Below are 14195 nucleotides of genomic sequence, written 5' to 3' on the forward strand. Positions count from 1 at the left end.
AACTTGGCGGCGGCCAGCAGCGTGATGGAACGCGACTGCTCGGCATGGATGAACATCTCCACCATGCGGTGCTGCAGCGCCTGGAAGCGCGCGATCGGCACGCCGAACTGCTGGCGGGTCTTGGCGTATTCCAGCGTGGCGGCGTTGAGCGCGTCGATCACGCCCACGGCTTCCGCGCACAGCAGCACGGCGGCGTAGTCGGCCACCTGCTCGATCAGCGAGAACGCCGCGCCTTCGGTGCCCAGCAGCTCGCCCTGTGCGTCCTTGAAGGTGATGTCGGCCGCACGCAGGTTGTCGATGGTGCGGTAGTCGGTGATGCTGACGCCCGCTGCCTTCGGGTCCACCAGGAACAGCGAAATGCCGCTGGTATCGGCATCGGCGCCGCTGGTGCGGGCCGAGACCACCAGCTTGCCGGCTTGCGCGCCGTGAATCGTCACGACCTTGCGGCCATTGAGCTTGCCGCCCCTGGCCGTCACGCGCACATCGTTGAGCGCATAGCGGGCATGCGGCTCGTTGAAGGCGGTGGCCAGCTTCACCTCGCCGGTGGCGACCTGCTCCAGCAGCGCATCCTGGCCGCCGGCCAGCTTGAGCGCGTAGGCGGCGACCACGGTGGCGAAGTACGGCTCCACCACCAGGCCGCGGCCCAGTTCCTGCATCACCACCATCATGTCGATGGGCGTGCCCGAGAAGCCGCCCTGCGCTTCCGGCACCGGCAGCGCGGTCAGGCCGAGTTCGACCAGCGCGCCCCAGGCGGCGTCGCTATGGCCCGCTTCGGCCTTGATGCCCTTCTTGCGGGTTTCGAAATCGTAGTCTTTGTCGATGAAGCGGTGGACGGCGTCAGCCAGTTGCTTCTGTTCGTCGCTGAGATTGAAGTTCATATCGCGTGTCTCCTCACAGCCCCAGGATCATCTGGCTGATGATGTTCTTCTGAATTTCGTTGGACCCGCCGTAGATGGAGGTCTTGCGATAGTTGAAGTAGTAAGCCGCCAGCGGCGCGGCATCGTCGTAGCCCGTCACCGCGTGCTCGTGCTCGCATTCCAGGTAGGCGGTGTCGAACGGCTGCGCGTAGGGGCCCACGGCCTCCACCATCAGCTCGGTCAGCATCTGCTGGATCTCGGTGCCCTTGATCTTGAGCATCGAGGCCTCGGGGCCGGGGCCCTTGCCGGCGCTCTCGCTCGACACCACGCGCAGCACGGTCAGTTCCAGCGCCATCAGCTCGATCTCCAGCGCGGCGACCTTGGCGCCGAACAGCGGATCTTCCAGCAGCGGGCGGCCGTTCTTCTGCTGCTGCCTGGCGACGCGCTTGAGGAAGCCCAGTTCGCGCTTGGAGTTGCCCACGCGGGCGATGCCGGTGCGCTCGTGGCCGAGCAGGTACTTGGCGTAGGTCCAGCCGCGGTTCTCCTCGCCCACGCGGTTTTCCACCGGCACCTGGACGTTGTCGAAGAAGACTTCGTTCACTTCATGCTCTTCGTCGAGCATGATGATCGGGCGCACGGTGATGCCCGGGGTCTTCATGTCGATCAGCAGGAAGGAAATGCCCTCCTGCTTCTTGGCTTCGGGATCGGTGCGGACCAGGCAGAAGATCATGTCGGCGTGCTGGCCGAGCGTGGTCCAGGTCTTCTGGCCGTTGACGATGTAGTGCTTGCCGTCGGAGCTCAGTTCGGCGCGGGTCTTCAGCGAGGCCAGGTCGGAACCCGAACCCGGTTCGGAGTATCCCTGGCACCACCAGTCGGTGCAATCCAGGATGCGCGGCAGGTAGTACTGCTTCTGCGCCTCGCTGCCGTACTTCATGATCACGGGGGCGACCATGGCCACGCCGAAGGGCAGCACGCCGGGCGCGCCGACACGGGCATTTTCCTCATCCCAGATATGGCGCTGGGTGGCGTTCCAGCCGGTGCCGCCATACTGCACGGGCCAGTGCGGCGCGGACCAGCCGCGGCCGGCCAGCAGCTTGTGCCAGCGCACCAGATCGTCGCGATTGGGGCGGCGGTGATTGAGAATCTTGCTGCTGATTTCCGCCGGCAGATTGGCCTCCAGCCAGCCGCGCACTTCGGCGCGGAAAGCATCGTCGGACGCCGAATAGTTGAGATCCATGCCCGTCTCCAGTGATGCCGGTGTGAGACCGGCATATTGTTCTTGCTAGCGCGTCATGCGCCGGCAACAAACTCTGCCTCGGGCACAGGACGCTATTCAGTGAGCCGTCTGCTTGAGCGCATCCGGCACCACGAGCTGGAAAGTTTCGATGCCTTCTTCGGCAAGCGCCTGCACCTCATCCGGCGAAGCCTTGCCGCGGATACCGCGCTCCGGCGCTTCGTCGTAGTGCATGCGCCTGGCCTCTTCGGCAAAGCGTTCGCCCACATCCTCGGTCTGCGCCAGCACCTGCTTTACCGCCTTCAGGTAAAGCGACTGCAGTGCCACCTGGGCCGCCGGGGCCTTCGCCTCGGGCGGCTTGCCCGACGGTGCTGCGGTCGCGCCCGACAGGTTCAGGCGCGGCGCGCTGGGCAGCCGGGTGATGGCATGGTCCGAGCAGACCGGACATTGGACGAGTTTTTGCGAAATCTGCGATTGCGCATCGTCCTCCGAAGCAAACCAGCCTTCGAAACGATGGTCTTGCGCGCAGCGCAGGTCGAGCACCTTCATGATGTTTCCAGCCCGTCGAAAGCTATATTATCCGTGAATCGGAATTTTGTGAACGGTCGTGCTAATTTTTTTGCGGCCTCGGCGGCCCCGGCTGGCGCGGTTGCGCCGGCCCGGGGAAACAGGGAGTAAGGCCACGATCACACGGCTAAGAAGGAGAATTCTACGCGCTTGCCGGACGGCACGCCGGATGGGATGCCGGGCGCGCTCCGGCGGCAGCGCCCGCCAGGTACCGCGATGCCTGTGGGCAACCCTGCGAAACCCGGCGAAGGACTCAGGCCTGTCCCGGCAGCGCCTGTTCCCCGGCTTCCCAGGCGCCCGATATGACCTTTTCCAGCCAGAAGGCGCCGATGATGGTCTTGACGTCGGTGATGCGGCCCGAGCGGACCCAGTCGATCACCTGCCCCGCCGGCACGATGAAGGTTTCGAGGAATTCGCCTTCATCGAGCTGCGCCGGCCCGGCGGTGAGGTCGCGCGCCAGGAAGAGGTCGATGAACTCGGTGGAATAGGAAATGACCGGATGGATGCGGGTGAGGTAGTCCCAGCGCCGCGCGCTGTAGCCGGTTTCCTCGCGCAGCTCGCGTTCGCCGCAGCGTTGCGCGCCCTCCTGGGGATCCAGCTTGCCGGCGGGGAACTCGAGCATCACCTCGCCCACGGGGTAGCGAAACTGCCGCTCCAGCAATACGGTGCCGTCGTCGAACAGCGGGATCATCATCACCGCGCCGGGGTGCAGCACATACTCGCGCCCGGCATGCTTGCCGTCGGGCAGCTTGACGATGTCCTGCTTGAGGGTGAGGAACTTGCCTGTGTGCAGCGTGGCGGACGCCACGCAGACTTCCTTCAGGCCTGGATCGGCAGCGGCGGGGATTTCGGCCGCGTCCAGCGTGTCAGTCTTGTCGCTCATGAAAGCTCCGGATCCGGATGCGGCCGGTCCGGGCGCCTTCGCAACCCGGCCTTCAGGCCGCGCGATGTTTGACCAGGTATTGCCAGGTGAAGCCCGGGAAGGCGAACACCAGCATCATGCAGGCGGTGATGGCGTAGAACTGCCAGCCCTGCGGGAAAGCATTGCCGAGCCCCGCCTCCACCGCGAAGCCGGCCAGGCCGGCTCCCACGTACCACAGGATCAACTCGCCCAGCCTGATCCACAGCGGTTTCCTGGCGAAGCGCAGTGGGATCAACGCGAACAGGCGCTGGTTGACAAACGGCAGGTTGGCACAAACCAATGCCAGCAAGATGACAAACCAACCCGCCGAGGAAGAGCTCATATCGGTGCGCCCTCGCGCCTCAGGACGCCAGCGTCGCGCGGATGGCCTGGTAGCACAGGTTCATCAGCGCCGAGGGGAACAGGCCCAGGGCAATGATGACCGCGCCATTCAGGGTCAGCATCGAACGCAGGCCCATGCCGGACTCCAGCTTGTTCTCGTCGGCCGGTGCATCGAAATACATCAGCTTGACCACGCGCAGGTAGTAGAACGCGCCGATCAGCGAGAACAGCACCGCCACCACGGCCAGCCAGGTCATGCCGCTACGCACCACCGCCTCGAGCACGGCCAGCTTGGCGTAGAAGCCCATGGTCGGCGGAATGCCGGCCAGCGAGAACATCATCACCAGCATCAGCAGCGCATACCAGGGATTCTTGCGCGACAGGCCCTTGAGGTCGTCCAGGGTCTCGGCCTCGAAATCCTTGCCGGCGCGCAGCAGGATGATGCCGAAAGTGCCCAGCGTGGTGATCACATAGGTTACGGCGTAGAACATCGACGAACCGTAAGCGCTGGCGGCGCCGTCGGTCTTGCCGTCAGCCACGCCGGACAGCATGCCCAGCAGCAGGAAACCCATGTGCGAGATGGTGGAATACGCCAGCATCCGCTTCAGGTTGGTCTGCACGATGGCGGTCAGGTTGCCGATGGCCAGCGAGGCCACGGCCAGCACGACCAGCATGACCTGCCAGTCCACCGCCAGCGGCAGCAGGCCTTCCACCAGCAGGCGCAGCGCCATGGCGAAGGCTGCCAGCTTCGGGGCACCGGCGATCAGCAGCGTCACCGCGGTCGGCGAACCCTGGTAGATGTCCGGAATCCACATATGGAACGGCGCGGCGCCCATCTTGAACGCAATGCCGGCCACCAGGAAGACCACACCGAAGGCCAGCATGGTGGTGTTGACGCGGCCCGACTCCACGACGCGGAAGACTTCGCCGAGGTTCAGCGAGCCCGTCGCGCCGTACAGCATGGACATGCCGTAGAGCAGGAAGCCCGAGGCCAGCGCGCCCAGCACGAAGTACTTGATGGCCGACTCCGAGGTCACACGGTTGTCGCGGCGCAGGGCGACCAGCGCGTAGGACGCCAGCGACAGCAGTTCCAGGCCCAGGTACAGGGTCAGGAAGTTGTTGCCGGTGATCATGACGATCTGGCCGCCGAGCGTGAACAGCGCGAGCATGTAGAACTCGCCGCTGTACATGTCGCGGTCAGCCACGTACTGGCGGGTATAGACCAGCGTGACGAACAGCGCCGCCGCAGCGGTGGCCGCCAGCACATTGGCCATCGGGTCCACCACCACCAGGTTGGCGAAGGCGTAGTGCGTCTCGCCGGCGGCCGCGTTCAGGCCGAACCAGACGGTCAGCACGAGCGTGGTGAGCAGCGACAGCGGATAGGCCACGCTGGAGCGGGTCTTGCCGCGGGCAAGGTCGATCCAGTTGACCGCGGCGACCGCGATCGCCAGGAAAATGATTGGCGCCACAGGTGCCAATGTCGAGGACGGTTGCATGTTTGTTTCTCTCCCCGATTACAGCTTCGACTGCGCCACGTGCGACAGCAGGTTCACCACGGAAGCGTGCATCACATCGGTGAAGGGTTTCGGATACAGGCCCATATAGAGCGTCATGATCGCCAGCAGGCCGAGCATGACGAACTCGCGCTTGTTCAGGTCGACCAGTTCGGCCACGTGCTTGTGCACCACGTCGCCGAAGATCACGCGCTTGACCATCCACAGCGAATAGGCTGCGCCCAGGATCAGCGCGGTGGCTGCCAGCAGGCCGATCCAGAAGTTGAACTTGACCGCGCCCAGGATCACCATGAACTCGCCGACGAAACCCGAGGTGGCCGGCAGGCCGCAGTTGGCCATGGCGAAGAACACCGACAGCGCCGCGAACTTCGGCATGGTGTTCACCACGCCGCCGTAATCGGCGATCTGGCGCGAGTGCACGCGGTCGTACAGTACGCCGATGCAAAGGAACATGGCGCCCGAGATAAAGCCGTGCGAGATCATCTGGATGATGCCGCCCTCGATGCCGATCTCGTTGAAGATGAAGAAACCGAGCGTGACAAAGCCCATGTGTGCAATCGACGAGTACGCCACCAGCTTCTTCATGTCGGCCTGCACCAGTGCAACCAGGCCGATGTAGATCACCGCGATCAGCGAGATCGTGATGATGAATGCCGCCATGCTATGGCTGGCATCCGGCGCGATCGGCAGCGAGAACCGCAGGAAACCGTAGGCGCCCAGCTTCAGCATGATGGCTGCCAGCACCACCGAGCCGCCGGTCGGCGCCTCCACGTGGGCGTCGGGCAGCCAGGTGTGGACCGGCCACATCGGCACCTTGACCGCAAAAGCCAGGAAGAAAGCGATGAACAGCGCGAGCTGCTCGTTCATCGACAGCTTGGCCTGGTGCCATTCGAGGATGTCGAAGGTACCGGTCTTGCTGTACAGGTACAGCAGCGCAACCAGCGTCAGCAGCGAGCCGAGCAGCGTGTAGAGGAAGAACTTGAAGGCTGCGTACACGCGGTTCGGGCCGCCCCAGACGCCGATGATGATGTACATCGGGATCAGCGTGGCCTCGAAGAACACGTAGAACAGCATGCCGTTGAGCGCGCAGAACACGCCGACCATCAGGCCCGACAGGATCAGGAACGAGGCCATGTACTCGGCCACGCGCTCGGTGATCACTTCCCAGGCCGAGATCACCACGATCACCGTGATGAAGGCGGTCAGCACCACGAACCACATCGAGATGCCGTCGACGCCCAGGTGGTAGTTGATGTTGAAGCGCTCGATCCAGTTCGACTTCTCGACGAACTGCATCGCCGCCGTGGAGCGGTCGAAGTGGAATACCAGCGGCAGCGTCACGATGAAGCTGGCGACCGAGCCGAACAGCGACATCCAGCGGACATAGCCGGGACTGCGGTCGGAACCCGAGGCAAGGACCAGCAAGCCGAAAAAGATCGGCAGCCAGATAGCGAAAGACAGAACCATTTTCTTGTTTTCCTTACTTGACGCTCACCGTGGCGAACGAGGTGCCGAACACCGTCATCGTCAGCAGGATCAGCATGCCCAGGATCATGGCGAATGCGTAGTGATAGATGTAGCCGGATTGCAGGTAACGGCTCACCGACGCGAACCAGGCCACCACGCGCGCAGCACCGTTGACCACCAGGCCGTCGATCAGGCCCTGGTCACCGCCCTTCCACAGGCCGGCACCGAGCAGACGGGCACCGCGGGCGAACACGGCCTGGTTGATCGCGTCCATGTAGTACTTGTTGTCGAGCAGCGTGTACAGGCCGGAAAAGCGCTGCTTGATGGCAGCCGGGATATCCGGGCGCTTCATGTAGAAGAACCAGGACAGCACCACGCCGGAGATCGCCAGCCACAGCACGGGCGTGGTCAGCGAATGCAGGCCCATCGCCACCCAGCCGTGGAAGGCTTGCGACAGCTCTTCCATCGCATGGTGGTTCTCGCCGACGTAGATCACTTCCTTGAAGGCCACGCCATGCTTGAAGAAGTCGCCGAACAGCATCGGGCCGATCGCGATGGCGCCGATCACCACCGACGGGATGGCCAGCAGCACCAGCGGCAGCGTCACCACCCACGGCGATTCGTGCGGCTTTTCGCCCGGAGCCAGGCCATGATGGTGGTCGGCAGTGACTTCCTCGTCGTCATGGTTGCCCGCGTGATGCGCGTGGTGGTCTTCCTTGCCGAAGCGCTCTTCGCCGTGGAACACCAGGAAATACATGCGGAAGGAGTAGAACGCCGTGACGAACACGCCGGCCAGCACCGCGAAGTAGGCAAAGCCCGAACCAGCGATGTGCGACTCGGCCACGGCCTCGATGATCGAGTCCTTGGAGTAGAAGCCCGCGAAGAACGGCGTGCCGATCAGCGCCAGCGAACCGACCAGCGAGGTGATCCAGGTGATCGGCATGTACTTGCGCAGGCCGCCCATATTGCGGATGTCCTGATCATGGTGCATGCCGATGATGACCGAGCCGGCCGCGAGGAACAGCAGCGCCTTGAAGAAGGCGTGGGTCATCAGGTGGAACACCGCCACCGAGTAGGCGGAGGCGCCCAGCGCAACCGTCATGTAGCCGAGCTGCGACAGCGTGGAGTAAGCCACCACGCGTTTGATGTCGTTCTGGATGATGCCCAGGAAACCCATGAACAGCGCGGTGATGGCGCCGATCACCAGCACGAAGGACAGCGCGGTGTCCGACAGTTCGAACAGCGGCGACATGCGCGCGACCATGAAGATGCCGGCCGTCACCATGGTGGCGGCGTGGATCAGCGCGGAGATCGGGGTCGGGCCTTCCATCGAATCGGGCAGCCACACATGCAGCGGGAACTGGGCCGACTTGCCCATGGCGCCGATGAACAGGCAGATGCAGGCAACCGTGATCATCATCCAGTCGGTGCCCGGGAAGATCACCGTGGCGAGCTGGTCGCGCGCGGCGAAGACCTCGGTGTAGTTCATGCTGCCGCTGTAGGCCAGCAGCAGGCCGATGCCGAGGATGAAGCCGAAGTCACCCACGCGGTTGACCAGGAATGCCTTCAGGTTGGCGAAGATGGCGGTCGGGCGGGTGTACCAGAAGCCGATCAGCAGGTACGACACCAGGCCCACAGCTTCCCAGCCGAAGAACAGCTGCAGGAAGTTGTTGCTCATCACCAGCATCAGCATCGAGAAGGTGAACAGCGAGATGTAGGCGAAGAAGCGGTTGTAGCCGGGGTCTTCGCTCATGTAGCCGACGGTGTAGATGTGCACCATCAGCGAGACGAAGCTCACCACCACCATCATCATCGCGGTCAGCGAGTCGACCAGGAAGCCCACTTCCATCTTGAGGCTGCCGATCGTCATCCACTCATACACGGTGGCATTGAAGCTCGCGCCGTTCATGACGTCCATCAGCACGATGATCGACAGCAGGCAGGAAATCGCCACACCGAGGATCGTCACGGTGTGGGCCAGCGTGCGGCCGGCGCGCGTCTCCGAGGAGATCAAGCCGAAGAACTTGGTGCCGAACAGGCCGGCGATGGCTGCACCGGCTAGCGGTGCGAGCGGGATCGCCAGTAGCAGGTTGGGGTCGAGCGTGGTTGCCATAGGACGCTTAGTGGTGTGCGGTCGGAGAACGGTACTGGTTCATAACGTAGGCGACGGGGATCAGCCCTTGAGGGTGTCCATGTCGTCGACGTTGATCGTGTCCAGGTTGCGGAACAGCACAACCAGGATTGCCAGACCGATTGCCGACTCGGCCGCGGCCACCGTGAGGATGAAGAAAACGAAAACCTGACCAGCCAGGTCGCCCAGATAGTGCGAGAAGGCGACGAAGTTCATATTGACCGCAAGCAGCATCAGCTCGATCGCCATCAGCAGCACGATGACGTTCTTGCGGTTCAGGAAGATACCAACGATGCTGATGGCGAACAGGATCGCACCGAGCACGAGGAAATGGGCGAGAGAGAGCACAGCGTTTCTCCGGGCTTCAGTTCTTGTTAGCGGTAGCCGCGGCTTCCGGGCTGGCTTGTACGCCGGCACGGGCTTCGCTGGGCATCGTGACCAGGCGCACGCGGTCCTGGCGGCGGGTGCGCAGCTGCTCGCCCACGTCTTGCGACTTGTTGTCCTTGCGGCGGCGCAGCGTCAGCGCGACGGCGGCGATGATGGCCACCAGCAGGATGATGCCCGCCACTTCGAAGGCGTAGTTGTAGTCGGTGTAGATCAGCTTGCCGAGTTCAGCGGTGTTGGAGTAGTCCGGGCCGTGCACCACGTTGTTCAGCGGCGTGGTCGTGCCGATGAAGTTACGCACCAGCACGGTGGCCATTTCGGCGATGATCAGCGCGCCGACCACCGAGGCCAGCGGCACATAGGTCCAGAAGTCCCGCCGCAGGTGCTCGATGTCGATATCGATCATCATCACCACGAACAGGAACAGCACCATCACGGCGCCCACATACACCAGCACCAGCAGGATGGCCAGGAATTCGGCCTTCAGCAGCATCCAGATCGCGGCTGCCGTAAAAAACGACAGCACGAGGAACAGTGCTGAGTGCACCGGGTTCTTCGCTGTGATGACTTTCAGTGCGGAGAGCACCAGCACCAGCGCAAAGACATAGAAGATGGTGGTCGTGAGTTCCATGGTCCTCGTCGAGCCTTCCGGCACAAGCCACTCCTGTGGCCTGCCCTTGCGGCATCCTTTTCGTTAGCCCCACGTGGGGCCCGATTCAGTATTCATTGGCAACGTCCGCCAGACTCGGCGGACGCGCCCTGCAATGCGCCTTATCAGCGGTACTTGGCGTCCGCTGCCTTGGCCGCGGCGATCTGCGGCTCGTAGCGGTCGCCCACTGCCAGCAGCATGTCCTTGGTGAAGTACAGGTCGCCGCGCTTCTCGCCGTGGTATTCGAGGATATGCGTCTCGACGATAGCGTCGACCGGGCAGGCTTCCTCGCAGAAGCCGCAGAAAATGCACTTGGTCAGGTCGATGTCATAGCGCGTGGTGCGGCGGGTGCCGTCGACGCGGGCATCGGACTCGATGGTGATGGCCAGCGCCGGGCAAACCGCTTCGCACAGTTTGCAGGCGATGCAGCGCTCTTCGCCGTTGGGATACCGGCGCAGCGCATGCAGGCCGCGAAAACGCGGCGACATCGGCGTTTTCTCTTCGGGAAACTGGACTGTGATCTTGCGCGCGAAGAGATAGCGCCCGGTCAGAGCCATGCCCTTGAAGAGTTCCTTCAGGAGCAGGCTGTTGAAGAAGTCCTTGATGGCGAGCAGCATGACGATTGCTTCCTAATGATTCCACAGGGCGCCGCCGGATGCGGCTGCGCCCCTGCTTTGGCCGTTCAGTGCCAGATATTCCAGGGCGACCGGATCCAGATCGCCACGATGATCAGCCAGCCGACCGTGAGCGGAATGAAGATCTTCCAGCCCAGGCGCATGATCTGGTCATAGCGGTAGCGCGGGAACGACGCGCGGATCCAGATAAACACCGACAGCAGCAAAAATACCTTGGCGAGCAGCCAGAAGAAGCCCGGGATCGCGTTCGTGATGAAGCTCTCGAACGGCGGCGCCCAGCCTCCCAGGAACATCAGCGCGGTCATCGTCGAGATGACGATCATGTTGATGTACTCGGCCAGGAAGAACAGCGCGAAGCCCATGCCCGAGTATTCGATCATGTGGCCGGCCACGATTTCCGATTCGCCTTCCACCACGTCGAACGGGTGGCGATTGGTCTCGGCCACGCCGGAGATGAAGTACACGCCGAACATGGGCAGCAGCGGCAGCCAGTTCCACGACAGTACGTTGATCCCCATATGGGCGAAGTAGCCGGTGTTCTGCGAGTTGACGATGGCCGACAGGTTCAGGCTGCCCGACACCATCAGCACGGTCACCAGGGCGAAGCCCATGGCGATTTCATACGACACCATCTGCGCCGCGGCGCGCATGGCGCCGATGAAGGCGTACTTGGAGTTGGAGGCCCAGCCAGCCAGGATCACGCCGTAGACGCCCACCGAGCTGATCGCCATCACGTACAGCAGGCCGGCGTTGACGTTGGCCATCACCACTTCGGCCTGGAACGGGATCACCGCCCAGATCGCCACGGCGGGCATCAGCACCATCAGCGGGGCAACCAGGTACATGCCCCGGCTGACCTGCGTGGGCATCATCACTTCCTTGAGCAGCAGCTTGAGCACGTCGGCGATCGGCTGCAGCAGGCCCAGCGGGCCGACCCGGTTCGGGCCGATACGCACGTGCATCCAGCCAATCAGCTTGCGCTCCCACAGGATCAGGTAGGCCACGCACAACAGCAGCGGCACCACAATGACCACGGCGCGAATCAGGATCCACAGCGGCGTCCAGGCGCCGCCGAAGAGATTCTGTCCTTGCGAGGTAATCCAGTCGATCATGTTTCTTTCTCGCTCTTCTTATGCCGTGGCCGCCGGCTCGGCCGCGCCCTTCGCGGTGGCGGCCAGGTCGATGGCTTTCTCTACGGTGACGGTACCGAACGTGGCGCCCAGGCTGGCCGCGGCGATGGTGCCGGCGGACACACGCACGGTGCCGGCAGGCAATGCGGCTTCGAGGGCGGCCGGCAGCACCACGCTGCCCTGCCCCTGCGTCACGCGCACCGGGTCTCCCGCCTGCACGCCCAGCGAGGCGAACAGGTCGGCCGACAGGCCGGCTTGCATGGCGCGGCGCGCGGCTGCGGTCAGCTGCAGCGAATCGGCACGGCGCACGATCGGGTCGGCGTGGTAGATCGGCACATCGGCGACGCGTTCGATGCCACTGGCAGCCGCGGCGGTAACGCGGATGGCCGCGTCGGTGCCGTTGTCCAGTTGCGCGGCGACCGGCTTGGCCAGCACTTCGTCACGCACGTTTTCGGCGGTTTCGAAATCAAAGCCAGGCACGTCGAGCAGGTTACCCAGCACGCGCAGCACCTTCCAGGCCGGGCGGGCATCGCCCAGGGCGCGCACCACGCCGTTGAAGCTTTGCGGCAGGCCTTCGCAATTCACGAAGGTACCGGCGGTTTCCGTGAACGGCGTGACCGGCAGGATGACGTCCGCATACTGCAGGGCGGCTTCCGAGCGGAACGGCGACAGCACCACCACGGTACCGGCCTGGCCCAGCGCGGCCAGGGCCTGGCGCGGGTTGGCGGCATCGAACTCGGGTTCCGTGTTCAGCAGCACATAGGCGCGGCGCGGCGCGTCGAACATGGCCTGCGCGTTGGCCCCGCCCTTCTGCGGCAGCGCGCCGGCGATATGGCCGCCAACGGTGTTCGCGGCTTCGGTCAGGAAGCCCAGCGTGGCGCCGGTTTCGGCGGCGATCCACTGTGCCAGCGCATGCAGCGTGGCGAATTGCGGGTGACGCACGGCCTCGTTGCCGAGGAACACGGCGCGGCGCTCGCCCGACAGCAGCGCATCGGCCACTGCCTTGGACTTGTCGTCGCCGTCGAAACCATCGGTACCCGCCGGAGCGGCCACGCCCTTGGCCGCAGCCACGGCGCGGGCGATGCCGGCCAGCGCTGCGGTCCAGCCGGACGGCGCTACGTCGATGCGTGCGGCCAGCGGCATCAGCAGGTCGTCGGCGCTGGCGCCGAGCACGGCGACGCGGGCGCCCTTCTTGCCGGCCTGGCGCAGACGCGCGGCCAGCAACGGGTGATCCTTGCGCAGGGCCGAGCCGATCACCAGCACGCGTTGCAGCATGGAGACGTCGGCGATCGGCAGGCCCAGCCACGGCGCACCCTTGGCGGCGGCCGAGAAATCGGTCTGGCGCTGGCGGAAGTCGACGTTGTCGCTACCCAGGCCACGTACCAGCTTGCCCAGCAGGTAGAGTTCTTCCAGCGTGCTGTGCGGGCTGGCCAGCGCGGCGATCTGGTCGGCGCCATGGTCGCGCTTGATGCTGGCGAGGCCATTGGCGACGTATTCGAGCGCGGTCTGCCAGTCGGTTTCCATCCACTCGCCACCCTGCTTGAGCAGCGGCTTGGTCAGGCGGTCGGCGCTGTTCAGGCCTTCGTACGAGAAGCGGTCCTTGTCGGACAGCCAGCATTCGTTGACGGCTTCGTTGTCCAGCGGCAGCACGCGCATCACGCGCTGGTTCTTGGTCTGCACCACCAGGTTCGCGCCCAGGCCATCGTGCGGCGACACCGATTTGCGGCGGGCCAGCTCCCAGGTACGGGCCGAGTAGCGGAACGGCTTGCTGGTCAGCGCGCCGACCGGGCACAGGTCGATCATGTTGCCGGACAGTTCCGAATCCACGGTCTGGCCGACGAAGGTGGTGATCTCGGAGTGCTCGCCGCGGCCCAGCATGCCCAGCTCCATCACGCCGGCCACTTCCTGGCCAAAGCGCACGCAGCGGGTGCAGTGGATGCAGCGGCTCATCTCCTCCATGGAGATCAGCGGTCCCACGTTCTTGTGGAACACGACGCGCTTTTCTTCCTTGTAGCGCGATTCCGATGCGCCGTAGCCCACGGCCAGATCCTGCAACTGGCACTCGCCGCCCTGATCGCAGATCGGGCAATCCAGCGGGTGGTTGATCAGCAGGAATTCCATCACCGACTTCTGGGCCTTGACTGCCTTCTCCGAATTGGTGAAGACCTTCATGCCAGGGGTGACCGGCGTGGCGCAGGCGGGCAGCGCCTTGGGCGCTTTCTCCACCTCGACCAGGCACATGCGGCAGTTCGCCGCGATGGACAATTTACGGTGGTAGCAGAAGTGCGGGATGTAGGTGCCCAATTGGCGGGCTGCTTCCATCACCAGGCTGCCTTCAGCAACCTCAACCTTCTTGCCGTCGATCTCGAGTTCAACCATGTTCT

13 protein-coding genes are annotated in these 14195 nt (G+C 64.1%); all 13 read right to left on the reverse strand.

Annotated elements, in window-relative coordinates; translation table 11 throughout:
* Positions 1-878 (reverse strand): acyl-CoA dehydrogenase family protein (locus P3W85_RS00755; RefSeq protein WP_276263367.1); only part of this gene is annotated, 878 nt, incomplete at its 3' end.
* A gap of 13 nt (positions 879-891) precedes the next feature.
* Positions 892-2094, reverse strand: coding sequence for an acyl-CoA dehydrogenase family protein (locus P3W85_RS00760; RefSeq protein WP_276263368.1), 1203 nt, complete (start codon positions 2092-2094; stop codon positions 892-894).
* Positions 2095-2190: 96 nt separating this feature from the next.
* Positions 2191-2640, reverse strand: a complete 450-nt coding sequence (locus P3W85_RS00765; RefSeq protein ID WP_017224323.1) for a DUF1178 family protein — start codon at positions 2638-2640, stop codon at positions 2191-2193.
* Positions 2641-2911: 271 nt separating this feature from the next.
* Positions 2912-3541 (reverse strand): NUDIX domain-containing protein, encoded by a 630-nt coding sequence (locus P3W85_RS00770; protein WP_276263369.1) that lies wholly within the window; start codon positions 3539-3541, stop codon positions 2912-2914.
* A gap of 52 nt (positions 3542-3593) precedes the next feature.
* Positions 3594-3902, reverse strand: a complete 309-nt coding sequence (locus tag P3W85_RS00775; RefSeq protein WP_017224321.1) for a DUF2818 family protein — start codon at positions 3900-3902, stop codon at positions 3594-3596.
* 19 nt (positions 3903-3921) lie between these two features.
* Positions 3922-5397 carry an NADH-quinone oxidoreductase subunit NuoN gene (gene nuoN / locus P3W85_RS00780; RefSeq protein WP_035805822.1) on the reverse strand — a complete coding sequence of 492 codons (1476 nt, stop codon included), beginning with the start codon at positions 5395-5397 and terminating at the stop codon, positions 3922-3924.
* Between the two features lie 18 nt (positions 5398-5415).
* The gene (locus P3W85_RS00785; protein ID WP_017224319.1) at positions 5416-6882 is read right to left on the reverse strand and encodes an NADH-quinone oxidoreductase subunit M; all 1467 of its coding nucleotides are present in this window, start codon (positions 6880-6882) and stop codon (positions 5416-5418) included.
* Positions 6883-6895: 13 nt separating this feature from the next.
* The gene (gene nuoL / locus P3W85_RS00790; RefSeq protein WP_276263370.1) at positions 6896-8995 is read right to left on the reverse strand and encodes an NADH-quinone oxidoreductase subunit L; all 2100 of its coding nucleotides are present in this window, start codon (positions 8993-8995) and stop codon (positions 6896-6898) included.
* A 60-nt stretch (positions 8996-9055) separates the two neighbouring features.
* Complete coding sequence (gene nuoK / locus P3W85_RS00795; RefSeq protein ID WP_006156828.1) at positions 9056-9361, reverse strand: NADH-quinone oxidoreductase subunit NuoK; 306 nt, start codon at positions 9359-9361, stop codon at positions 9056-9058.
* Positions 9362-9377: 16 nt separating this feature from the next.
* Positions 9378-10028, reverse strand: coding sequence for an NADH-quinone oxidoreductase subunit J (locus P3W85_RS00800; RefSeq protein ID WP_276263371.1), 651 nt, complete (start codon positions 10026-10028; stop codon positions 9378-9380).
* Between the two features lie 143 nt (positions 10029-10171).
* Entirely contained in the window at positions 10172-10663 is a 492-nt protein-coding gene (nuoI, locus tag P3W85_RS00805; protein WP_017224316.1) for an NADH-quinone oxidoreductase subunit NuoI, read from the reverse strand.
* Between the two features lie 65 nt (positions 10664-10728).
* On the reverse strand, positions 10729-11793 hold the full coding sequence (gene nuoH, locus P3W85_RS00810) for an NADH-quinone oxidoreductase subunit NuoH (RefSeq protein WP_276263372.1): 1065 nt from the start codon (positions 11791-11793) through the stop codon (positions 10729-10731).
* An 18-nt stretch (positions 11794-11811) separates the two neighbouring features.
* On the reverse strand, positions 11812-14190 hold the full coding sequence (gene nuoG, locus P3W85_RS00815) for an NADH-quinone oxidoreductase subunit NuoG (protein WP_276263373.1): 2379 nt from the start codon (positions 14188-14190) through the stop codon (positions 11812-11814).
* Positions 14191-14195: the final 5 nt, after the last annotated feature.

This window comes from Cupriavidus basilensis, assembly GCF_029335485.1.
Lineage (GTDB): Bacteria > Pseudomonadota > Gammaproteobacteria > Burkholderiales > Burkholderiaceae > Cupriavidus > Cupriavidus basilensis_E.